This is a genomic window from Nostoc sp. LPT (assembly GCF_017115165.1).
Lineage (GTDB): Bacteria > Cyanobacteriota > Cyanobacteriia > Cyanobacteriales > Nostocaceae > Nostoc.
This window is the reverse complement of sequence record NZ_JABXKF010000021.1, coordinates 1-21,830: the sequence shown is the minus strand read 5'-3', so window position 1 is coordinate 21,830 and position 21,830 is coordinate 1. Positions and strand designations below refer to the sequence as shown.

The window sequence follows — 21,830 nt, the reverse complement described above, 5'->3', positions numbered from 1 at the left end:
TACGATTTATGACTATTAAAACTGTTGGCATGATTAGCAGCTATTCAGGTCTTGCTAAAAACAAAGATTGGTTATGGCAACAAACTCCGCACTACTTTGGTGTTTGGAAGAACATGCAAATGTTGAAAATGGCAGAAAAGCCAGATTTTATGTTGCTATATCAATTTGATTTTCCCCAAGCATCGCCGCAAAAATCTTGGTTAGATAGTTTTCGCAAACAGCAACAAAAACCAGTAGTAAATGTTGAATATCTACTGCGTGGTGTCAACAAAGAGCGGATTATTTATTTGCTCAGAGAACCGCCTTTAGATGAGGTTCTAAAAATAACTAATCATAATTATCAAGAAGCCCAGAAGTATTGCGGCTACGTTTCTGGCCCCGATGATTTTGCTCCCATTCCTGACTATATGCCTGCTATTTGGTATCACTCAAATTCATTTCAAGATTTAAATGAAATGCCACCGCCCCCAAAAGTTGCCCTATGTAGTTGGATTACTTCGGGAATTAGCCGCACAGCCAACCATCGCCAGCGTTTGGATTTTTTACAATCTTTGCAATCTAGTGGCATGAAATTTGATTTGTATGGGCGTAACTTACCAGAATGGGCGAACAGTTCGGGGGAACTAGGCAATAAATGGTATGGCATGGCACCATACTATTACAATCTGGCAATTGAAAACTATGCTGATAATAATTTGTATGTGAGTGAGAAACTTTGGGATAGTTTACTTGCTTGGTGTTTACCAATTTATTATGGTGGCCCAGCTGCTGATAAATTATTGCCACCGGGTAGTTTTTTGCGGTTGCCCAGTTTAGATGAAAAAGGCATTGCTTACATCCAAGAAGTGACAGCTACACCTGATGCTTGGTATGCTGCCAAAGATGCGATCGCAGAAGCACGTCAAATCATTTTACACAAATTAAACTTGCTTAACTGGTTATCAAACTTTGTCGATCAATACTCATAAATTATGAATGGTATTTGTACCCTTGGCAATGATTATGTTTTCGATCAGCTGGTGGCTTTGCTCAACAGTATTGATGTTATCTTAGGCCCAGAAACTCCTGTTTGTATTTATCCTTTCGACGATCGGACACAACAGATTGCTGACGAAATAGCTAAACGCCCTAATGTATTTCTTTACGATGACCAAGAATCAATCAACCGCTGGGATCAATTTATGCTTGCAGCAGCCCCAGAACGATTGAATCGGAGTAAATCCCGTCTTTATGGTGCTCACCGTCGTTTTTGCGCTTTTGATGGGCCATTCGAGAAGTTTATCTATTTAGATGCAGACACCTTGGTGATGAAATCACTCGCAGGAGTGTTTGAAAAGCTAGATAGTTATGATTTTGTGGTCTACGATTTCCAATTTAAAGACGTTAGTAAAATATATAATATTGATTCTCCCAAATTACTAAAAGTTTTTGAGCAAAAACGCATTGATTCTGAAATATTTTGCTCAGGCTTTTATGGCGCAAAACAAGGACTATTTGACTCGAAAAAAAGAGATTGGCTAATATCACATTTACAAAATGGTGAGTCAGAAATTTTGTATGGTGGTGCTGGCGAACAACCATTAATCAACTATATGGTAATGAGGTCTAATCTTTCTATTTATAACTTTGCTTGCCAACTGCCAGATAATGAAAAAACAGGATGTTCTGCTAGCTCCAAACACTTCGAGGAACGAGAACATCTTCTTTATGATCGCGGTAATCAACTAACTTATCTCCATTACATTGGGATTCCTCCTAATATTAATCAAGCAGTTTGTGCGGGAGAAAATATTGAGTTTCCCTATCGAGATTTATTTCTCTATTATCGTTACTTACACGAACCAGAAAAGCGTCCAGTATTTACCAATCCTCCTAAGAATTATAATGACGCTCCAATAGCAAATTTACTTACAAGAGCTTTGCGAAAATTTAAGTTAATTAACCAAGGATAATTTATGAGTAGGGGCATTTATATAGTTGCCAATGACCGCGTTATCGATAATGCTATTGCTCTACTCAATAGCATTCGTTACTATGACCCAGAAGTTACCATTTATCTCATACCTTTTAATGACAATTACCACAAGGTAGCAGAACAGCTTGCTACCTTACACAACGTTCAAATTTTCCCAGATTTAGAACTTATTGATACCTTTACCAAACGCATCGGAGAAATTTTTGACCGAGATTTCCTCGCCTTACCCAACAAAATGCGTAAATTGGTGGCGTGGTTTGGCCCTTTAGATGAATTTATTTATATTGATACGGATATTGTCGTTTTTGAAAAAATTGCCGACAATTTAGACAAACTTTTAGAAGTCGATTTCTTCTGCTGTGATTACCATCATGCTAATGAAAAGTTGCGAAATATTTTTTCTCAATTTGTGAAAGAGCAGCAAATTTTTTCTGATGCCCAACTTCAAGATGTTTTCAACAGTGGTTTTTGGGCTTCGAGAAAAGGAATTATTACCGAACAACAAATGGATGAAGCTTTATGTGAGTGTGCAGCACATCGCGAATATTTTGATTTTTCTGAAGGAGTTACAGACCAACCAATTTTAAATTATCTTGTTCTCAAACTAATTTCTAAACGTGGAAATCTCGTTAAAATTCCTGGGGGAGGGCCTGGTAGTTGGGCAGGTTCGCAAAATTTTCAACAGCAAGATTACGCCCTATATGACCGAGGACAACGACTCAAATATCTCCACTGGGCTGGTACGCGGATGAAAACTGGTAGTCCCTATTGGCAATTGTGGGAACACTATCGCTATCTTCATGAGGGTAAATTTGCCTTTATTCCCAAACTGACTCGCCGTTTATTTCCCTTTGTTTCTGCCCGTACTTAATATTAGGAGTATCCCAATGATAGATGGTATTTACACCTTAGCGAATGATGTTGTCTACGATCAACTAGTTGCTTTGCTCAACAGCATAGAAGCTAATGCTGGTAGAAAAATTCCTGTTTGTGTAATTCCATATAATGACCAGCTAGAGAAAGTAAAAGCAGAAATTGCATCTAGAGATAATGTTACTTTATTTGAAAATTCTGATTCCATAGCCTACTGGGAAGACTTTGGCTCTCGTATCTGGAAAGCTCACCCAAGGGCGTTAAAGCTATGGCGAGAATATGGTTTGCCAGAGAATTATCGCATAGAAAGACATCGAAAACTTTGCTGTCTAGATGGCCCATTTGACAAGTTTATCTTCTTTGATGGAGATACCTTATTGATGAAATCACTCGATGATGTTTATCAAAAGTTGGATGAATATGATTGGATTACGAATGACTTTCAATATAGATCCGATTTGAATTATATTTTCAACTGGACAGAAGATAAGTTAGCAGAGATTTTTTCTATAGAAGATATTAGGAATCAAATTTTTTGTTCTGGTTGGTTTGCTTCTAAAAAGGGTGTTTTTAACGATGCTAATTTAGCAAATCTACTAGCAAACTTAGAAGCAGGTGAAGCTGATGCACTCGCATGGGCAGATTCCGATCAAACAGTTCTCAATTATTTAGTTTTACGTAGTGGAATTTCTTACTACAATTACGCCTATCACGGTAAAGCGACTGGTTGCCATTGGACTTCTAAATTTGATGTTGTAGATAATATTCTTTATGACCAAGGGCAGAAATTGACATACTTACACTATATGAGTGTATCTTCTTCAGCTTTTACGAGGCTTTGTGGGGGTGAAGATGTTGATATTGCTTACCGCGATGTTTTCTTATATTATCGTTATTTAAAATCACCTGAAAAACTTCCTCAAAGCTTTAAGCGCCCAAGCAAGCTAACACTTCTGCAAAAGTCCACTAGTAGCTTTATTCAGCAAAGAATAAACAATATTAAGCTGAAGTATCGCAACTTCAAGCATAAAATTGCTCAATAGACATTCAAGAGAGGTTCAGACTCTCTGGAATTTTAAATTATTAATTTCCTACTCTTTCCTAAGAAAAAGAATCTAAATCTAAAGATTGCATACCTTCGCGTTCTATAAAGGTCATCATACTTCCCAACTGCAACCAAACTAGCAAACAAGTAAACAGACTAATTGGTAGACCGACTCCTAAAGCCAAGGATGAGGGAAAGCCAAATATCTCTAAACCTGAAGACATAAATAGACAAGTACCGCCTGTTATACCGATAAATGGTACAAGTAATTGTTTCAGTGAGGAACGTGGCTGAGTATTTTCTGCTCGTTCGCTTGGCCAGTTCTGCACAATTACTTTCAAAGTGCCAGATAATGCCAAACCAGATGTTAATGCAGTCAAAAAGCCAACAAGTAAAAGAAAATAAGGCGGTTGCAGAGGAAAATAGTACATGAAAACTCCTAATTTCTATTAAAGATTTTTTACTTTTTATTTGTTGACTGGTTCTCAGCAAAAGACCCAAGTAATGTCGCTTTTGGGAGGATAGCGGCTGCACCTTCTCTGGATAATTGTGTTAAAATCCCGATCGCTACATTTAATAAACGATCCGGTTTTAAGTCATCTTTAACCAGGTTCCACAGGCGTTGGACATCTTCGGTATGCAGGCGGTCATCTTCGGTAAGAGCAAGCACCAACTGTCGCCGGAGAAACTTGCCTTCTTCGGACATTAAGTATTGGAACCCCATCTGCGCTGTGGGCAATACATCAAAGTTGTTATCGGTACGAGCGATCGCAATCAAATTTTCTAACCGCTGCCACTGAAATTTACCATCTTTGAACAACACATTCAATAATCGTCGCCGTAATGCCGGCGATTCCCCTGTCAGCAACCGCCGCGCTATATAGGGATAACCCACTTCAACAATTTTGAAATTCGGGTTGAGGCTAAGGGCAATACCTTCTTGAGTAACTAGGGAACGAATAATCAAAGCAAACTTTGCCGGAACTCGGAAAGGATATTCGTACATCAGTTCCGAAAACTCATCGGTAATAGTTTTGAAGTTAAAATCCTTGACATTTTTGCCAATAGCGTTCCCTAGCACTGCTTCTAATGCTGGCACTATCGGACAAATATTCGTATCTGGAGTCAGAAACCCTAATTTTACAAAGTCTTCGGCTAAGTCGGTATAGTCTTTATTCACCAAATGCACTAGCGCATCTACCAGTGTTTCTTTGGTGCTTTCTTCCAACTGATCCATCATGCCGAAGTCAATATAAGCCATACGACCATCGGTTACAGCAAACAAATTGCCGGGATGAGGGTCAGCATGGAAGAAGCCATATTCTAAAAGTTGTTGCAATCCTGATGTAACGCCAATTTGGATGATCGCTTCTGGGTCTAAACCTGCTGCGCGGATGTGTTGAGTATCTGTCAGCTTAAAGCCGTCAATCCATTCTAGGGTTAAAACGTGGGTATTGGTATAACGCCAGTAAATACCTGGAACTTTTACTTGTAGGTCGTTGCGGAAGTTACTAGCAAATTTCTCAGCGTTGCGACCTTCATTAATATAGTCAATTTCTTCAAATAATTTTATGCCAAACTCGTCCACTATTAAAGTTAGGTCGTGACCGAGATTTAAAGGCAACCAAGGAGCTAGCCAACCTGCTGCCCAACGCATTAGGTATAGGTCGCGTGTAATTACCGGATGTAAGTTGGGGCGTTGCACTTTTACGGCGACTTCTTCACCGCTAACCAGCCGACCCCGATATACTTGACCCAAGCTAGCAGCAGCGACTGGGTTAGGTGACAGTTCGCTAAAGCATTCGCTAATAGGACGGTCTAGTTCACTTTCAATAATCTGGTAAGCGATCGCATTATCGAAAGGTGGTAACTGGTCTTGTAACTTGATCAGTTCTTCTAGAAAATCTTTGCGTATCAGGTCAGGTCTGGTGGAGAGGGCTTGACCAACTTTAATAAAAGTCGGGCCGAGGCGAGTGAGCATCTCTCGCAACTGGATAGCTCGTTTACCCTTGTTCTGCTCAACTCGATCTTGCCACTCGTCCCACTTCAGACTGAATATAAATCCTACAAAGGAGGAGATAATTCTCAGCAGTCGTCCCCAGGCTAACCAGGGACGGTAACTATAGTAGCGAGCGATCGCATCTGGATTATAGAGTTTTAGTTGAGCAGGTTGATACTGACCCACGCCTTTTTTTGCCTCTTCAACTGAAAAATTTACAATGATTATTTTTCTCCTGACTCACAACTTAGTTGCAAATTCAGAATAGCGGTAGTCTTTTATCTAAAACAACTAGAACTTACCCTTTGGAGATAGTGTTCGAGGCGATTTTAGCATCTGTTACTGCCTAGATTTGTTTATCTTTTTCTTAATTATACTTTATAAAACTACAACTACTTATCCAACTTTTAGATGATTTTATCTTTTCTTAACTTTAATTTATATAAATATAAACATGTATCTATATATGCAAATTGAAACTCAGTAACCGCTTACAATATAAAGATCCCCGAATTCTCTTAGAAGTCGGGGATCTTGGTACTATGTTTATTTATACCTGTGATTTAAGTGGAAAATCAAATATTTTATGTGTCCACAATAAAATTACAGTATCAACTAAAACCTTGGTAATTGTTAATAGCTTTGCCACAATTACCAATTACCTGCTTTTAATTGTCATGTAGTGCTATTTAGATTTGGCCTCCAAGTTTTCTAAACGGCTTCTCAATTCCTGGTTTTGTTGTTTGAGTTGGTCGAAATCTTCACGCAGTTGACGCAGGGTTTGTTCTGAACCAATGTTCTTTTGTACCTTGGAAATTTCTTCTTCAGCATAGCGACGTACACGCCCATCGGCTGTTTGGTCAACTAGCGATCGTAAAATCCCTACTGCTTTGGGTGTTTCCATTTGTCCTAATGCTGCGGCTACGGCTACTTGAGTTAAAAAGAAGGTTTCTTTAGCTAGTTCTGTTAATTTTTCTAAAATCCGTTCCAAATTAGCCGGACTTTGACCTACAGAAATCTTTCCTAAAGCGCGAATTGTGGCTAAACGTAGTGGTTGTGCTACACCAAGTTTGGTGTATTCGATCAGTAGATTTAAAGCTGCTTCCGAAGTTTTGAATTCAGCTAAACCAGCAACTGCCCCACTCCGCACGACTTCATTCCAACCTGCTTTTTCTTCTAAAACGGATTTCAGCAGCTTTAATACTTTGTCTTCCTTGGGTTTTTCTTCCGAGTTTGCCGATGCGATCGCCCCGATAACACGAGAAGCTGCTGCTTCCACATAATAACTGGGATCGCCCTTTTGCACTAACCCTCTCACAGCTTTATAGCTTTCAGCAGTTTTGAATTGAGTAAGTGCTTCCACTACAGCTCGTCGCACATAAGCATTTTTATCTTTTAACCCAGCAATTAAGCCATCAAAGGCTTGATCTAAATTGATTTGGGCTAGTTGTTTTGCCACTTCCACACGCACACCCCACAATGGGTCATTTTTTAGCGATGCAGACAGTGCAATGATAGCTTCTAGCCCACCTTTTTTCGCCAAAGCTGCTGCTGCATAACTACGCGAAATCGGGTCGGGATCAAATTCTAACTGTGCTTTTAACTCTGCGATTGGATATTCCAATGCAACTGTTTTTAAGTAATTATTTCCAACATCAAAGTTGATAAATTGCGGCTTATTCTCTAGGGGAAAGTAGAAGCTTTGTTCGCGTTCATTTACCCGAACGGTGAAAGTTTTGAGTGCTGAGAATGAAGTGCTGAGTTTTCCATTACTCCTGACTTCTTCCTGTTGGGTGTAGCCAAAACCAATAGCTATTTTTAAATCAAACAAATCCTTACTGCCATTTGTACCTTCAGCAGCTTGGGTTTGAATTACTGTAATTTTTGCTAAATTAGTATCCCCATCCCAAGAGTAAGCTACTTTAAAATCGGGATGACCACCACGATAAACGTATTGGTCAAAGAGGAACAAAAGATTACGTCCGGTTGCCTTTTCAATCGCCCTAAGTAAGTCTACTGTTTCTACGGTTTTATGAGCATTATCTTGGACAAATGTTTGGATTGCCTGCCAAAACAACTCATCTCCCAATTGGGCCCGAATCATGTGATAAACACAAGATCCTTTTTCGTAGATGTGGCGATCGTAAAGTTCAATAGCTTCTCGGTAAACGTGCGTTACCATTGGACGGCGATAACGGCTGCTATCTTCACTTAAGTAACGACGAGCTTCCAATAAACGATAGTAAGCTGCTTCTTCTAGACTATATTCCTGTTCTGTCCACATCACCTCAGAGTAAGAAGCCATCCCTTCTTTAATCCAAGCATGAGACCAATGCTTAATCACCACCAAATCGCCAAACCACTGGTGCGCGAGTTCGTGAACGACTAAAGCTTCAGTGTTACGGTTATCTAAGGCAGCGCGTTCATCCAGTAAACATCTGTCTGTTAACAGTGTTGTGGAGGTATTTTCCATACCGCCAAAGATGAAGTCATCAACGCAAACTTGGGCATATTTCGGAAAAGGATATGGATAACCATACTTTTGGCTCAAAAATTCGATCATGCGGGGAGTTTTGCCCATGCTGCGTTTAGCATCTTCCTCCCGTCCCTTTTCTACGTAGTAGGTAACTGGTTTACCATTCCATTCATCCTGAATTTCGGCAAAGTCACCTATTGCCAAAGTCATCAAGTAGGTAGGATGAACTTGTTGCTGTGACCAATGGTAGATTTTGTAATCACCATCTTCTGTGGTGTCAATTAATTCGCCATTGGAAATCGCCACGAGAGGGTTGGGAACGCGGACACGAATTTCCGAAATAGACAGTTGTCCTGGATAGTCAAAGCAGGGGAACCAAAAGCGAGAGTCTTCGTCTTCTCCCTGAGTCCAAACTTGAGTAGGTTTGTTTGGGTAGTGCTTATCTGGTTGAATAAAATAAATACCGCGTTGCGGTTTTGTTACCGAGTAAGCGATCGCAATCAGCAAGGGTTGACCAATCTGGGTTGCCTGAGAAAGTTGGATGGAAAGCTGTTCCCCGTTATAGTCAAAATTTTGTGGCACTTCGTCCACCTGCACAGACTCGATATTTAGGTTGACAGCATCCAAAGTCAAACGATCAATACCATTACGGATTGGCAAGAGGCGAATGCTACAACTGCCTTGATAGCTTTGCTTGGGAATATCCAAGCTAAGATCGAGGAAAATATGCTCTACCTGTCCGGGGCGATCGGGGTTATAGTGTGGTCTTGCTCCCGGTAACTCAAAAGGTTTGTGTCCGTTATTATCTGTATCAAAAAAAGACTGCGACATTGATGCTTACTGACCTTGTAATCCTGAAAAGTCTGGCTTGGTTGGATGTAGTTAAGAAAAATAGCGGTGTTTGATGTATTTTCCAAATCAACAGGGCATTATGGAGGTGAGAACTTCCCTTTGGGATTAGGAGATTAAAATTAATCTCACCCGAACTTCCGCAGATCGGCTACCGATCCTTGGGTTTTTTCCATATCCCTCCCGCATTTACTTTTTCTGATGTTTTGCACTTTTTTAGCATTGAGTCAAGAGTCTCTTGCACCTCGATAGATTCTCATTAAGTACAAATACTCCTAATTATTTTTATAACTTTAGGATAGCTTGCTGCTGAACACGTTCTTTTGTTTAAGATGAACAGCATATTATTTGCAGATTCGCCCCTCATCTGGTTGAAGTATTTTTGAGAGTAATTTTAGACCGCCAATTTGTAAGATTACTAATTTTATCAGTAAATACTAACTGGAGTTGAAACTAAATGCAGCATACCAGTTGTGTGAGAGTACAATAACAGATTTCTGTCTCCGTAAAAACTCCCATAATGGCGAGTGACCGTAAAAGTTGATCGCAGGTTACGCTTGTAGATTGACGTTGCGCTTCCCAAATCCTCTTAACTCTTTTGACAAATCGGCAATCGCTAGCTTGTTTGCTGCATAGATGGACTACGAGATCCAAGTGCTATAGCAATCCTAAATCATTCGTAAACAACAAGATTCCCAACTTTTTAGAGAAGTCAGGAATCTTAGCCTTGCAATTTTTACAAATCAGATAGGATTGCTATGTATTTAATTTGCAGAAACACCATTTGTAGTGAAAAATCACTTTGAAGTTGGATATTTGCTGATTGAATATCACCTCTAATTGAGAATTTTTCTTATTAAGATTAAATTAATGATGCATATCAAAAGCAACAATTTTCAGCAAGGAGGAGGTAGATGTGCAGTTTGTCAACGAGTGTGCTGCTAAATCTTTTATTCATGGGTTAGTCTAAACTCCAGTAGCGATGGATTAGCGGAAATTACTAATAAATCCGAAAACTCTACAGTGACACTTGTATAAATCTCGGTGACAATCTGAGCAAAAGAGGATAACAAAATGCCTGAAAGTAAATCAAAATTTCTCATTCCTGCTGTTGGTGCTGCTGTCGTTGTCGCCGGAAGTATAGCTGCTTATACGTACTTTAAAGGCCCATCAGGAGGTAGTTCGGACGCTCTAGGCAGTGCTAAAGTAGTTCCTTCAACAGCACTGATGGCAACTTATATTACTACTGACTCTCAAGCCTGGGCAAAATTACAGCAGTTTGGCACTCCAGAAGCACAAAAGTTAGTGGCGAAAGGTCTGGAAGATTTCAATCAGCAAATGTTCAGTGACAGTAACGTTTCTTATGAAAAAGACATAAAGCCTTGGGCTGATGGTGTGATGATTGCTGTATTGCCACCAAATCCTGTCAAACCAGCACAGTTAAAGGTACCCTCTGGGACAACTAATGTACCAACAAATTTACAGCAGGAATCCAATATCCTGATAGTGGTGGGAATCAAGGACAAACTCAGCGCCTTGAATTTTGCTAACAAATTGAAGTCACAAAAAGGAGTGAAATTACAGGAATCTGACTATCAAGGTCAAAAAATTGTCGAAACTACACAAAATGGCAAGCCGACGTATAGCGTAGTTTTAAATGATAGTCAGTTGGTATTAGCCCCCGAAAAGCAAGCTGTAGAAAAAGCAATTGATACGTTTAAGGGACAGTCTTCTTTTGCCAGTAAAGAAGGTGCTAGCAGCATTCTTAAAGGAGTGGATGTTAGAAACAGCCTCGCCCAAATTTATGTACCAGACTATGCCGGGATGATACAGCAATTAACCGCTGGAAATCCGCAGGCAAAGCAGTTACCCCCACAAACCCTGACACAACTGAAGCAGATAAAATCTGTGGTAGCGGGTGTTGGTGTTGATGATGCGGGAGTGCGGGTAAAAGCGATAGCTAATTTAGATCCGCAATTAAATAAATTTCAGTATCAATCAAGTCCTGGGAATATAGTCGGGCAATTTCCTGCTGATACCTTTGCTCTGATTAGCGGAAATGGCATTAGCCGTGGTTGGGAAGTGCTGGTAGAGCAGTCAAAAGATTATCCAGAAATGAAACAAGCTCTAGAACAAGCGCGAGGACAACTGAAATTTGCCAATCTAGACTTAGATAAGGATATTTTTGGCTGGATGAATGGGGAATTTGCCTTTGGTGCGATTCCATCAAATCAAGGGGTATTAGCGAGTGTTGGTTTTGGAGGTGCTTTAGTATTTGATACTAGCGATCGCAAAACTGCCGAAGCCACCTTAACAAAATTGGATACCCTTGCCAAAACCCAACAAATCAACGTCGCCAATAGAAATATTGGTGGTAAAGATGTAACTGAATGGCAAATTCCCCGACAAGGAGCTTTATTGGCACATGGTTGGCTAGATCAAGATACTGTATTTATAGCTCTTGGTGGGCCAATTGCTGACGCAGTTAGCGATCGCAAGAATTCATCTCTCGACACTAGCGACGCTTTCAAAGCCGTGACTGGTTCTTTGCAAAAGCCCAACGGCGGCTATTTCTACCTAGATATGGATAAAACTAAAACTGTGCCCCTGATCAATAGTTTTGTATCATCTAACGCCGATACCATCACCATCCTAAATTCCATTCGTGGTCTTGGTTTTACCGCTATTAGCCCCAATAAATCCACCAGTGAATTAGAGGTGTTGTTAGCTCTCAAGCCTGCTGCAAAGTAGGGGATGGGGCAGAAGAGGCAGAGGTGCAAAGGCGTAGAGGGAAAAACTTACTGCAACTTCTCCCCTGCTCCCCTGCTCCTTCATCTCCCTATTCCCCAGAATGTTTTTCAATTTGCATCTAGACTGGCCTCTAGCAACTATGTCATAAGTAGAAAAAGCTGTTAAATGCAAACTGATTTATGACCGCTGCTGTAAACACTAATCCTGGTTTAGCTTCCCGTTTGGTAAATGGCATACTGGCAATCCAGCCTTTAGCTAACCTAGCCAAGCATCAAGCTAGACAAATGATGATTAAACGTGCTGAGAGAATTGGTGTGCCTTGGACGCAAGAAGTCGAAACACTACAAGCGCGTGATTGGAAGACCGATCTAGCTCAAGTAGAAAATCCTCAGCTTTCCTACCCAGAATACTACGTCACCTCATTCCATGCCTACGAAACCGGAAATCTCAGTTGGCAAGCCGCTTTTGAGGTAGAACCTGCTGCTTACGCTGTCCACGCCAAGATTTGGCAGGGCGCTAAAGAAGCGCAAGGCGATCCTATGCTGCGCCAAAGTTACCACAATATCCTGAAAAGTCAAATCCACAATGAGCCGCAAGACATTTTAGATGTAGGGTGTAGTGTTGGCCTGAGTAGTTTTGCCCTACAAGCAGTTTATCCCCATGCCAAAATTACAGGCTTAGACTTATCTCCTTACTTTTTAGCTGTTGCCAATTACCGCGCTGGGCAACGTCAAGCTAAAATTAATTGGCTTCATGCCCAAGCGGAATCTACCGGGCTACCTGATGCCTCGTTTGATTTAGTTTCCATTTTTTTGATGTGCCACGAATTACCCCAATCAGCAACCCGACAGATTTTAGCTGAAGTACGGCGCGTGCTGCGTCCGGGTGGCTACTTGGCAATCATGGATATGAATCCCAAATCTGAAGTTTACAAGAAAATGCCAGCCTACATTTTGACTTTGCTCAAAAGTACTGAACCTTATTTAGATGAATATTTTGCTTTAGACATTGAGCAGGCTATTGTTGAGGCGGGTTTCCAAACTCCGACTATTACCAACAATACCCACCGTCACCGTACAGCGATCGCTCAGGTGAGTGGTTGATTTCTTTCTAGTGTTGTGGGCAGCAATACCACCCTTGCTGCTACTAGCCTACTACTACTATCGAGTGCCATTTGCCCCACCTTTGTTAAAGTTACTGATGTTCTTTATCATTGGGGCAATATCTGGTTTTTTAGCCCTTAGACTCGAATGGAATTTTGAAATTGTAGCGAACTCTTTTGTAGACTGGCATCAGATTAAGCAATCTCTTCTTGGTACAGCCTTGCGGCAGCTTGTGGAAATAGGCCCAATAGAAGAAGGCTGCAAGTTGGCTGCGGTTGTTGTCCCAACCTACTATCTGCGACGCAAGTATCGATTACTTCACTCTACGGTTTTCCTGTTCACCATAGCCGTTGCCCTTGGATTTACTGCCGAAGAGAACTGGATTTACCTTTTCCACGGTACAGCATCAATTTTTGAACGTACTATCGGCACGCCAGTCCATGCTATGTTCTCTGCACCTTGGGGATATGCTTTAGGAATCTATATTTCCTCTAAAAATCGCTTAAATAGAGACAATAAGTTTATTTTTAGGGCTTGGCTAAATTCTGTAATCTGTCATGCTTTAGTTAATATTTTATCTAGTGCTTGGGGTTACTCATTACCCCTACGTTTCCTGAGTTATGGTTTATTCCCGTTTTTGTTGTGGATGTTTTGGCGACTGGAACAATTACTGCGAAAAGTGCAAGGTAAACCTGTAATTACCATGATTTCAGGCCGTACACCCCAGCGCCGTTACTGGCAGAGGAGTTTAGTGTTGTTTGCCCTCGTGCTAGGTGGAAATGCTATTTTCGGGCTGTTTCTCTTAGTCAGGACTGTTAGTCCTTTGAGTCCGTCGAAGCTTTTTGACACTGATATTTTGTCGTTTATAGTTAGTCGCTTTTTACTAAATCTCTTTTTCGGAGTTTTAGCGTGGGGCATTTATCACTATTTGCGACATTCCGCCCGCCGTCAGTATTTTCAAAAGTATCATTTAAGAAAAAGCTAGGGGGTTTCTATGCAAACAACTCCAGTGCGTTGGACGACTGCTGACCTAGAGCTATTTGCTGGCGATCACAGAAATCGCTATGAGATTATTGATGGAGAGCTATTTGTGACCAGATCACCTAGTTGGGATCATCAATCAAGTTGTGGCAATATTGTTACAGTTCTTAACAATTGGTCAGATGAAACTGATTTAGGTAAGGCTGCGATCGCACCGGGAATTATTTTCTCAGATTCTGACAATGTGATCCCTGATGTGGTATGGGCAAGTCATGAACGCTTAAAATACTTGCTAGATGAATCTGGACACCTCACGGGCGCACCAGAATTAGTAGTAGAGGTTTTGTCACCCGGCGAAAAAAACGAGAAACGCGATAAGGAAACAAAGCTAAAGCTGTACTCAGTGCAAGGGGTTCAGGAATATTGGATTTGCGATTCTATACAGAAGAAAGTTGAGGTTTATCGACGCGAACAGGCTGCATTAAAGTTAGCAGCTACTTTATTTAGTCAAGATGAACTGACAAGTCCTTTGCTACCAGGTTTTAATTGCTTAGTAAGTAAACTTTTCTAGCTGGACATGGGCATGATACAAATTTCCTATGTCCTATGCCTAATTTTCAATTAGCTAAACTCGTGCTAGTACTGGCTGATTCACAGTTGCGCTGACTGAATCAGATTCAGAGTCCGTACAGTAAATTTCGCAGGAGTTATTGGGACTTTCAATCAGTTTTACTTTGTAAAGTTTAGCTCCCAATTCCTCAATAGGCGATCGCAGTAAATTACTAATATAAAATGCGATATTTTCAGCAGTGGGCACAACTTCGGCAAAATAAGGAATATCTTTGTTTAAAAAGGTGTGATCGAATGGCTCTAGCACATAATCTTCTACCACTCTATTCAGGGCACCTAAATCAATAATCATGCCAGTACGAGGGTCAATTTTCCCTTTGACAGTGACTTCTAAATGGTAGTTGTGTCCGTGACCGTTGGGACGAGCACATTTACCATAAATCTCACTGTTTTCTTCGTTACTGAGGTTAGGGTGAGCTAGCCGATGGGCGGCGCTAAAGTGAGTACTGATGGTGAGGTAGGCTTCCATTGCGTTTCCCATATAATCTGCCCAAAGTTCAGGATGTTCAAATAACTGGACGCGGACTATAGGCAAATGAGGTGCTAACCGCTGCCAGATAATCCGTGCAATATTCTCAGTCGTGGGCAGAGTTTGTTGAAATTCTGCCCACACATCGTTGAGATAAGAGAAGTCCAATTGACTGGTAACTTCCCGTTTAATTACGTGTTTCACATTAGACAAGTTCAGCACCATACCATATTCATCCAATTCCCCGGCTAGGGAGATGAATAAAACATAGTTATGTCCGTGTCCCGGAAATCTAGTACCAGCACCAAATTTCTCAATATTTTCGGCTTCACTTAGTTCTGGCAACCAATAACGATGACTTGCTGCAAACTGGGCGCGGCGATTAACAATACATGGCATGAGTACACTATAAGCAGAATTTAAAATTTCTTAATCTTTTTCTGTTTACAGCATAAACTAATTCCTAAGTTATGTGTCATCTGTCATTTGTCATCTGTCATTTATCATCTGTCATTTGTCATTTGACATGCAGCGATATTGACCCATGCCCAATGCCCAATGCCCAATACCTATGTAACAGACGCTTGTGCTTCACAGTGCAATCTCGTAGCTATACGGAATAGTTCATGACCTGTGTGTAAATAACGCTCATCGTAGTTCAAAGGAAAATAACCTAATTCATCGAGTCCATCTGCTACTTGATCGAGGCTGTAGTAAAGGTGAGCCGCTGTTCTTGCTAGACTAGGGGGATTTGGCAGGGAGCGAAAAGTAGTTTGTGCCTGCTTGAGGTCATCTCGACAGGTTTTTAAGTATTCCTGAAATTCATCTAACAGCTCATCATCAAAGGGATCGGCAGCTAATTGCTCCATTTGTTCTTCTAACGAATAAAGAACGGTACAAAGCAAGCGATTTACTGGTTGGTAAACTTGGCGCAGCCATTCTTCAACTTGCTCGTCAACATCCCGTCCAGTTTTTCGTCTTGTCTGGTAATGCTGTTGGGCTGATGCTGTACGCTGTTGGCGATCGCTATTTAATTTTTGGGAGTCATCTTGCAGTTCTTGGTCATAATTGCGGCGATTTTGGTTGTCGCCTAAGACCTCATAAGCTGCATTGATGCGAATAATTTGCTCGTGATCGGCTGTTTCCTGATTACTGTCAGGATGAAACAAGTTAACCAAGCGGCGATAAGCTTGCTTAATCTCCGCTTGGCTGGCACTTGGACTAACTTTGAGAGTTTCGTAATGGTTAGAAACGTGCTTAGAATTGACCATTAATTCAATGTATCGTTAACTGACGCTAGCGGCCAATCTTGCCTCCAGGTCTTGGAACAACGGTGTACTCAAATACCTCTCACCAAAACTGGGCTGAATCATCACAATTAAACGTCCCTTATTTTCTTGACGTTGGGCGACGCGAATTGCTGCACATAAAGCTGCTCCACTGGAAATACCAGATAGTAGCCCTTCTTCTTTTGCCAAACGCCGACTATAAGCGATCGCTTCTTCATCGGTGACGGTAATCACTTCATCAATCAATTTTATCTTGAGTACTTGGGGAATAAACCCAGCCCCAATTCCCTGGATTTTGTGGGGGCCTGGTCGTCCCCCAGATAAAACTGGGCTATTGGCTGGTTCAACAGCGATCGCCTTAGCGTTAGGCTTGCGTGCTTTAATCACTTCTGCTACACCAGCGATCGTACCACCTGTACCCACTCCTGCTACAATTATATCGACTTGTCCATCGGTATCTTCCCAGATTTCAAGAGCCGTAGTTTCCCGATGCACTTTTGGATTAGCTGGATTGCGGAACTGCTGCAACATATAGGTATTTGGTGTAGTATTAACTATCTGCTGCGCTCGTTGAATTGCCCCACTCATGCCTTCCATTCCTGGTGTTAGTTCCAGTTCTGCTCCATAAGCACGCAACATTGCCCGACGCTCTCCACTCATCGTCTCTGGCATTGTCAAAATTAATCGATAACACTTAGCTGCTGCTGCCATTGCTAGGGCAATTCCGGTGTTTCCAGAAGTGGGTTCTACCAATACTGTCTTCCCAGGAGTAATTAGCCCCTCTTCTTCAGCAGCGTTAATCATACTTACCCCAATCCGGTCTTTGACTGATGCCGATGGGTTCATACTTTCCAGTTTCACCACAATTTCCGCAACACATCCTTCTGTTTGAGGAATACGGTTCAACTGTACTAGAGGCGTACGACCAACCAGTTCTGTAATGTTACGAGCTATTCGCATAAATTAGTCCTTTATTATTAAGTAGAGTGACATAAATAATTGTAATTAGGACAAGGCAGGAGGCAAGAGGCAGGGGGCACGAGGCAAGAGGTTTTTAGCTATTTTGCCCTTGACTGATATAGTTAAGTTTATTTGTGTCTTCCTACTTAATTATTTAGTTATTAGCTATTGGTCATTAGTCATCAAAAAATGACAAATCCCTCTTGACTAAATGTAGTACATGATATCTAATTGCCGCCGCGAATCTCGTTTTTCACAAAGATCCTGGAGCGTATATTTCTGCAAGATGGAATTTGCCGCGCGACTTGCTTCTTGCCAAATTTCTTCTATGACTGAACTGTCTGTGCTTTTGGAATTAACGTTTTCTTCACCAGCCCGCGCCTCTAAGCCTTCTAAACATTCCAAAATCTCAAAAAGGATGATTTTTCGGGGTTCTCGCGTTAACAGATAGCCACCTTTTGATCCACGCTGACTTTTAACTATACCGCCACGCCTCAAGGTTGCTAGTAGCTGTTCCAGATAGCGATCGGGTATATTTTGTTGTGCTGCAATTTGTCGAATTTGCAGCGGTTCGCCGCTTTCGTAATGAGCGGCCATCTCTAATAAGGCGAGAATTGCGTATTCCGATTTACAGGATAGTTCCACAAGCAGCAATAAGTTAGGGGTTAGAAATTAGGAGTTAGGAATTAGGAGTCATTCAATTTGGATTTGAGATTTTTCCTTCAATCTCAAATCTAAAATTCAAAATCTCAAATTGGTAGAGTTAAGATATTACGCAATATGTAGCTTTATACCGCCAACTTCTACTAAAAAAGCTCGCTCAGAAAGAGTTGCTCACGGCGTAAGTCACTTGTAGAGTGGGCATTACTCTAGTCTATTCATATCAAACCCGCCATAACTGATAACTCCTAACTTTTCTAGTATACTCCGGTTAACTACTGGGGTTTATCCATTGTTACTACTGAAAACAAAAAGCCCCGCCTGATGGCGGGGAGGAATGGAGTTCAAAATTGTCAGTAGATAATCAATGCTCTAGAAGGTGAAAGTAGTTCTGAGCGTACCGATAATAGCATCATCGTTACCTCTGTTTTGACCAGGAGAGGTCAACCAGATTACACCCGGTGTTACAGAGATGTTATCCGACACACGATACTTGTAGAAGCCTTCAAAGTGATAAGGTATATCATTATCACCGCCAAAACCTGGACGGTTAAAGGAATAGGGTTCTGCACCAGCAAAAAGACCTAAAACGTTACCCTTTTTACCGAAATCAGGTAAGGCTAGCCCTACACCGTAGCTCCAAGCTTCATAATCATCACCTGCACCTACCCCAGTTACGTCATGGTAAGAGATGAAGCCACTAATAGACAGTTTGTCACTGGGTCTAAACGCAGCTGACACACCGTAGGAGTTGCTGCTAGATGGAGTTGCTACACCTGCTGCAAGACCTGCTGCATTACCTAAAAAGTTAGCTTGTCCAGTACCTACATCAAAGGCTCCAGTTGCTCCGTCTGTACCAGAGTCAAATAAAGCACCACTTGCGCTATATCCGTGGACGTAGGTAGCAGCTAAAGCCAAGCGATCGCCAACACTAAAGTTCAACTGTCCTAAAGCAGCATAGTCACCGTTGGTCAGACCTAGACCTTGACCATTTATACCAAAACCAGGATTATTAGCTTGGGATGCCAAGTAACCCGCAGTGATTGAGCTATTTCCCAGGATGCCGCCACCTTTACCAAGGGGGAGATTGAGCGCTATACCGGCACCGCCACCAATCCGATAGATGGGACTTTCAGAAGCAAAGGTAGATAAAGCGCCGTTACCGCCGTCGTCAGTATTGTCAAAAAAGTAAGGATTGTTGACAGCAGCATACTGGCTATGCCGTCCGCCACTAGCTACGAGGTAAACTTGGGCTGGGCCTATGGGAGCTTCATAACTCAAGCGGTCTACTCTGACACTGTTGTTACCATTGCCTATACCAACTTGATATGTTTGTGTGCCTTCAGCAGTACCGATCGGATTATTAGCGTCGTTAAATTGTGTAAAGGCTGTTGAATTACCCGCTGCCAGACGAGTATGTAAAACGTCTCTACCAGTGAAGCTGGTTTGCAAGTCTAAACGTACCCGATCTTGGAAGACAGTATTGTTGTTGTCACCAGTGTTACCTCCAAATATATCACTAACGGCAAAAACGGCTTCACCGACTAGTTTTGTGGTAGTGGAGAACTGATTTGCTTCTAATTCAGCAGTCCGCGCTTCTAAGGAATCTACGCGACCGCGTAGGGTTGCCAATTCTGCGGAAAATTCTTCTTGCAACCGTTGCAACGTAGCTAAATCTTGTTTAGTTACCAAGTCAGCTGTTGCTGTGGCAATCAATTCGTTAACCCGATCCAAACAGGCATTTAAACCAGCAGCAAATTCATAACGGGTCAAAGCACGATTACCGCGATAAGTGGAATTCGGATAACCTGCAATACAACCATAGCGCTCAACCAAGGACTGTAATGCTTGAAATGCCCAGTCAGTAGGTTGTACGTCGGAAAATTGAGAAACCGATGTTACTTGAGACTGAGAATTACCTTGGTTGCCTTCGTTACTGTAGCGGTTAACTTGATCTATGGTTGTTTGAGCCAATATTTCTGGCTGTTGGGCAACTTCGGTTACACCTAGTTGTTTGGCTGATGATACTTCTGTGGTTGGGTTTGGGGCTGCCATTACTGTTGCCGAAACTAACAATGTTGCTCCCAAAACTGCTGGGCTAACCACTAAGGATTTCCACAAGAGATTAGACATCTTAACTTTACTCCTCACACCTTGTTTAGATAATTGGTTTCGTTGCACCTAAATTCTCAAAAATGCGACATCTCATTGAAACCTGTGGATGAGATATAGTTGCCACTACTACAATTTTAGTTTTTGCAAAGCTAATAAACGATTAACTTTGGGTTAAAAACTTATGTGATTAACTTATGCAAAAACATATCTTTATATCATAACATTATAAAACATCCGATCTAGATGGCAAGATTGGAGCGATCGCCTTGATAACTGTCACACATACTTATCTAAATATCTAAGCAGGGAGTAGGGTTTGGGTTATTCGCTCTTTATGCCGGCTAAATTGCTGAAAGCTTTAGACACTTAGCAGTTTGCCATTAAAAATCGCTTCTTCCAATTACCCCTAGTATAAATTTCACGCCAGTTAGAACACACTGGCTCGGCTATACAAATCGTATATCGCGGTGACTTCCTATCGTCTGGTGCAAGATGTTAGAAGAAATCACTTAGTTGATCTGGGAAATCACCTGTGCTACATCAAAGTCTGGCTGCGTCAATCCGCCTGCATCATGTGTTGTAAGTGTAATCTTCACTTTATTGTAGGAAATCTCTATATCTGGATGATGTCCGGCTGACTCAGCCGGCTCAACCAGCTTATTGACAAACTCAATTGCTTCAATAAAATCTTTGAATGTGCGGGTAATCTGCAACTTGGAGTCTTGAACAGTCCAATCTGACAGAACCTTTGCCTGTTCTTGAATTTCTGCTTCGGTGAGTAGTTGTGCCATATCAAGAAATTCATACTTATATATTTGTTACATTTTGCATCTGACAAAGGCAAACCCCTTTTATTCTGCACACAGAAAGTATGGGAGGATAAATTAAGCCACAATGCGTATGTCTAGATTTAAATCAGACTTGGCATATAGACGCTATTTCTCACATTTGATCATATTCCAAGGTTTAATGTAAGATATTTATTCTTTTTAGAAAACTTGAATAGGTTGTCTTTATCCACGACAGCGATCATTATCTATCTTTTAAAAATAACTATTGATAAAACAAAAATCACCTATAAAAAACTATCCGCCCTGAACTAGATCGGGCGATCTAATTCAGGGCGGTCTAGCGGGTCTTCAGGTTGCAACCAGACTGCCGGAAGGAACTCCGAGCTTGCCTAGCTACTTGAGCTAACTTAGTATCTCAAAGATGACTAAGGCTAACTTTTAGAGAACAGCTCCGGCACACAGCCGGCTAACTGCAACCTGATGACCCATGCATTTACTACTTTCTATCATGGGCATCACCTCCTTATTGCCTAAGCGGTCTTAGTTTTAAAAGGGCAGAGCATTTACTCTGGGTTCAGAACCTATAAATAATATAACATATAAATTTAGAGATATTAACCATATATATAAAAAATCTCCCACCTATTTGATGGGAGATTACTGGAGAATGTTGAAAATTGACACTTTATTGGCTGATTACAAGGAGATTATTTTAATCTGGGTGTGTCAATTTCTGCCAACCACAACTTTAATTTAGGTCATGGTCAAATTTGAATTCTTAGAGAGCGTTACCGCGAGGTAGAACTTCTTCAGGGAATACAAATTGTTCGTGGGGTTGATCTTGAGGAGCCATCCAAGCGCGGA

At 41.4% G+C, this 21,830-nt stretch carries 17 protein-coding genes and 1 pseudogene; 8 read left to right on the top strand and 10 right to left on the bottom strand.

Annotation, left to right across the window (positions count from 1 at the left end; all coding sequences use genetic code 11):
* The first annotated feature begins 8 nt into the window (after nucleotides 1-8).
* The 4 genes from HWQ58_RS03975 to HWQ58_RS03960 are packed head-to-tail and all read left to right on the top strand — an operon-like array spanning nucleotide 9 to nucleotide 3,891.
* Nucleotides 9-968, top strand: coding sequence for a glycosyltransferase family 10 (locus HWQ58_RS03975; protein ID WP_292858048.1), 960 nt, complete (start codon nucleotides 9-11; stop codon nucleotides 966-968).
* 3 nt (nucleotides 969-971) lie between these two features.
* Nucleotides 972-1,952: an Npun_R2821/Npun_R2822 family protein gene (locus HWQ58_RS03970; protein ID WP_292858045.1), complete on the top strand. Its 981-nt coding sequence runs from the start codon at nucleotides 972-974 to the stop codon at nucleotides 1,950-1,952.
* Nucleotides 1,953-1,955: 3 nt separating this feature from the next.
* Nucleotides 1,956-2,846, top strand: a complete 891-nt coding sequence (locus HWQ58_RS03965; protein ID WP_292858042.1) for an Npun_R2821/Npun_R2822 family protein — start codon at nucleotides 1,956-1,958, stop codon at nucleotides 2,844-2,846.
* A 16-nt stretch (nucleotides 2,847-2,862) separates the two neighbouring features.
* Complete coding sequence (locus tag HWQ58_RS03960) at nucleotides 2,863-3,891, top strand: Npun_R2821/Npun_R2822 family protein (protein WP_292858039.1); 1,029 nt, start codon at nucleotides 2,863-2,865, stop codon at nucleotides 3,889-3,891.
* Between the two features lie 58 nt (nucleotides 3,892-3,949).
* On the opposite strand, the gene HWQ58_RS03955 is transcribed toward HWQ58_RS03960, so the two are convergent.
* The 3 genes from HWQ58_RS03955 to HWQ58_RS03945 form a co-directional block, all read right to left on the bottom strand.
* Nucleotides 3,950-4,324: a hypothetical protein gene (locus HWQ58_RS03955; protein WP_104906063.1), complete on the bottom strand. Its 375-nt coding sequence runs from the start codon at nucleotides 4,322-4,324 to the stop codon at nucleotides 3,950-3,952.
* A 29-nt stretch (nucleotides 4,325-4,353) separates the two neighbouring features.
* Nucleotides 4,354-6,078, bottom strand: coding sequence for an AarF/ABC1/UbiB kinase family protein (locus HWQ58_RS03950; RefSeq protein ID WP_292858034.1), 1,725 nt, complete (start codon nucleotides 6,076-6,078; stop codon nucleotides 4,354-4,356).
* Nucleotides 6,079-6,577: 499 nt separating this feature from the next.
* On the bottom strand, nucleotides 6,578-9,199 hold the full coding sequence (locus tag HWQ58_RS03945; RefSeq protein ID WP_292858031.1) for a M1 family metallopeptidase: 2,622 nt from the start codon (nucleotides 9,197-9,199) through the stop codon (nucleotides 6,578-6,580).
* A 1,092-nt stretch (nucleotides 9,200-10,291) separates the two neighbouring features.
* Between HWQ58_RS03945 and HWQ58_RS03940 the strand changes: the two genes are divergently transcribed.
* The 4 genes from HWQ58_RS03940 to HWQ58_RS03925 all read left to right on the top strand — a co-directional run bounded on the left by HWQ58_RS03940 (nucleotide 10,292) and on the right by HWQ58_RS03925 (nucleotide 14,623).
* Nucleotides 10,292-11,968, top strand: a complete 1,677-nt coding sequence (locus tag HWQ58_RS03940) for a DUF3352 domain-containing protein (protein WP_292858028.1) — start codon at nucleotides 10,292-10,294, stop codon at nucleotides 11,966-11,968.
* Nucleotides 11,969-12,147: 179 nt separating this feature from the next.
* The gene (locus tag HWQ58_RS03935) at nucleotides 12,148-13,071 is read left to right on the top strand and encodes a class I SAM-dependent methyltransferase (RefSeq protein WP_292858025.1); all 924 of its coding nucleotides are present in this window, start codon (nucleotides 12,148-12,150) and stop codon (nucleotides 13,069-13,071) included.
* Entirely contained in the window at nucleotides 13,064-14,056 is a 993-nt protein-coding gene (locus HWQ58_RS03930; RefSeq protein ID WP_292858022.1) for a PrsW family intramembrane metalloprotease, read from the top strand. Before HWQ58_RS03935 ends, HWQ58_RS03930 begins: the two co-directional genes overlap by 8 nt.
* Before the next feature lie 9 nt (nucleotides 14,057-14,065).
* Nucleotides 14,066-14,623, top strand: coding sequence for a Uma2 family endonuclease (locus HWQ58_RS03925; protein ID WP_292858019.1), 558 nt, complete (start codon nucleotides 14,066-14,068; stop codon nucleotides 14,621-14,623).
* A 54-nt stretch (nucleotides 14,624-14,677) separates the two neighbouring features.
* Here the strand turns inward: HWQ58_RS03925 and HWQ58_RS03920 are convergent, their stop codons facing one another.
* From HWQ58_RS03920 to HWQ58_RS38320, 7 genes and pseudogenes are all read right to left on the bottom strand, one after another.
* Nucleotides 14,678-15,550, bottom strand: a complete 873-nt coding sequence (locus HWQ58_RS03920) for a 6-carboxytetrahydropterin synthase (RefSeq protein ID WP_292858016.1) — start codon at nucleotides 15,548-15,550, stop codon at nucleotides 14,678-14,680.
* A gap of 170 nt (nucleotides 15,551-15,720) precedes the next feature.
* On the bottom strand, nucleotides 15,721-16,422 hold the full coding sequence (locus HWQ58_RS03915; RefSeq protein ID WP_292858013.1) for a J domain-containing protein: 702 nt from the start codon (nucleotides 16,420-16,422) through the stop codon (nucleotides 15,721-15,723).
* 15 nt (nucleotides 16,423-16,437) lie between these two features.
* Nucleotides 16,438-17,400 carry a cysteine synthase A gene (gene cysK / locus HWQ58_RS03910; RefSeq protein ID WP_292858011.1) on the bottom strand — a complete coding sequence of 321 codons (963 nt, stop codon included), beginning with the start codon at nucleotides 17,398-17,400 and terminating at the stop codon, nucleotides 16,438-16,440.
* A 207-nt stretch (nucleotides 17,401-17,607) separates the two neighbouring features.
* On the bottom strand, nucleotides 17,608-18,045 hold the full coding sequence (locus HWQ58_RS03905) for an Rrf2 family transcriptional regulator (RefSeq protein WP_292858008.1): 438 nt from the start codon (nucleotides 18,043-18,045) through the stop codon (nucleotides 17,608-17,610).
* A gap of 387 nt (nucleotides 18,046-18,432) precedes the next feature.
* Nucleotides 18,433-20,193 (bottom strand): iron uptake porin, encoded by a 1,761-nt coding sequence (locus HWQ58_RS03900; RefSeq protein ID WP_292858004.1) that lies wholly within the window; start codon nucleotides 20,191-20,193, stop codon nucleotides 18,433-18,435.
* A gap of 491 nt (nucleotides 20,194-20,684) precedes the next feature.
* Nucleotides 20,685-20,966, bottom strand: coding sequence for a 4a-hydroxytetrahydrobiopterin dehydratase (locus tag HWQ58_RS03895; RefSeq protein ID WP_292858001.1), 282 nt, complete (start codon nucleotides 20,964-20,966; stop codon nucleotides 20,685-20,687).
* A 778-nt stretch (nucleotides 20,967-21,744) separates the two neighbouring features.
* Nucleotides 21,745-21,830, bottom strand: a pseudogene (locus HWQ58_RS38320) (photosystem II protein D2); the annotation flags it as partial.

What these genes read in the sequence shown, in the direction of transcription:
- HWQ58_RS03945 (WP_292858031.1), bottom strand. Translation starts at nt 9,199, where the DNA reads ATGTCGCAGTCTTTTTTTGATACAGATAATAACGGACACAAACCTTTT.
- HWQ58_RS03975 (WP_292858048.1), top strand. Translation starts at nt 9, where the DNA reads ATGACTATTAAAACTGTTGGCATGATTAGCAGCTATTCAGGTCTTGCT.
- HWQ58_RS03900 (WP_292858004.1), bottom strand. Translation starts at nt 20,193, where the DNA reads ATGTCTAATCTCTTGTGGAAATCCTTAGTGGTTAGCCCAGCAGTTTTG.
- HWQ58_RS03955 (WP_104906063.1), bottom strand. Translation starts at nt 4,324, where the DNA reads ATGTACTATTTTCCTCTGCAACCGCCTTATTTTCTTTTACTTGTTGGC.
- cysK (WP_292858011.1), bottom strand. Translation starts at nt 17,400, where the DNA reads ATGCGAATAGCTCGTAACATTACAGAACTGGTTGGTCGTACGCCTCTA.
- HWQ58_RS03940 (WP_292858028.1), top strand. Translation starts at nt 10,292, where the DNA reads ATGCCTGAAAGTAAATCAAAATTTCTCATTCCTGCTGTTGGTGCTGCT.
- HWQ58_RS03965 (WP_292858042.1), top strand. Translation starts at nt 1,956, where the DNA reads ATGAGTAGGGGCATTTATATAGTTGCCAATGACCGCGTTATCGATAAT.
- HWQ58_RS03915 (WP_292858013.1), bottom strand. Translation starts at nt 16,422, where the DNA reads ATGGTCAATTCTAAGCACGTTTCTAACCATTACGAAACTCTCAAAGTT.
- HWQ58_RS03925 (WP_292858019.1), top strand. Translation starts at nt 14,066, where the DNA reads ATGCAAACAACTCCAGTGCGTTGGACGACTGCTGACCTAGAGCTATTT.
- HWQ58_RS03935 (WP_292858025.1), top strand. Translation starts at nt 12,148, where the DNA reads ATGACCGCTGCTGTAAACACTAATCCTGGTTTAGCTTCCCGTTTGGTA.
- HWQ58_RS03970 (WP_292858045.1), top strand. Translation starts at nt 972, where the DNA reads ATGAATGGTATTTGTACCCTTGGCAATGATTATGTTTTCGATCAGCTG.
- HWQ58_RS03960 (WP_292858039.1), top strand. Translation starts at nt 2,863, where the DNA reads ATGATAGATGGTATTTACACCTTAGCGAATGATGTTGTCTACGATCAA.
- HWQ58_RS03895 (WP_292858001.1), bottom strand. Translation starts at nt 20,966, where the DNA reads ATGGCACAACTACTCACCGAAGCAGAAATTCAAGAACAGGCAAAGGTT.
- HWQ58_RS03920 (WP_292858016.1), bottom strand. Translation starts at nt 15,550, where the DNA reads ATGCCATGTATTGTTAATCGCCGCGCCCAGTTTGCAGCAAGTCATCGT.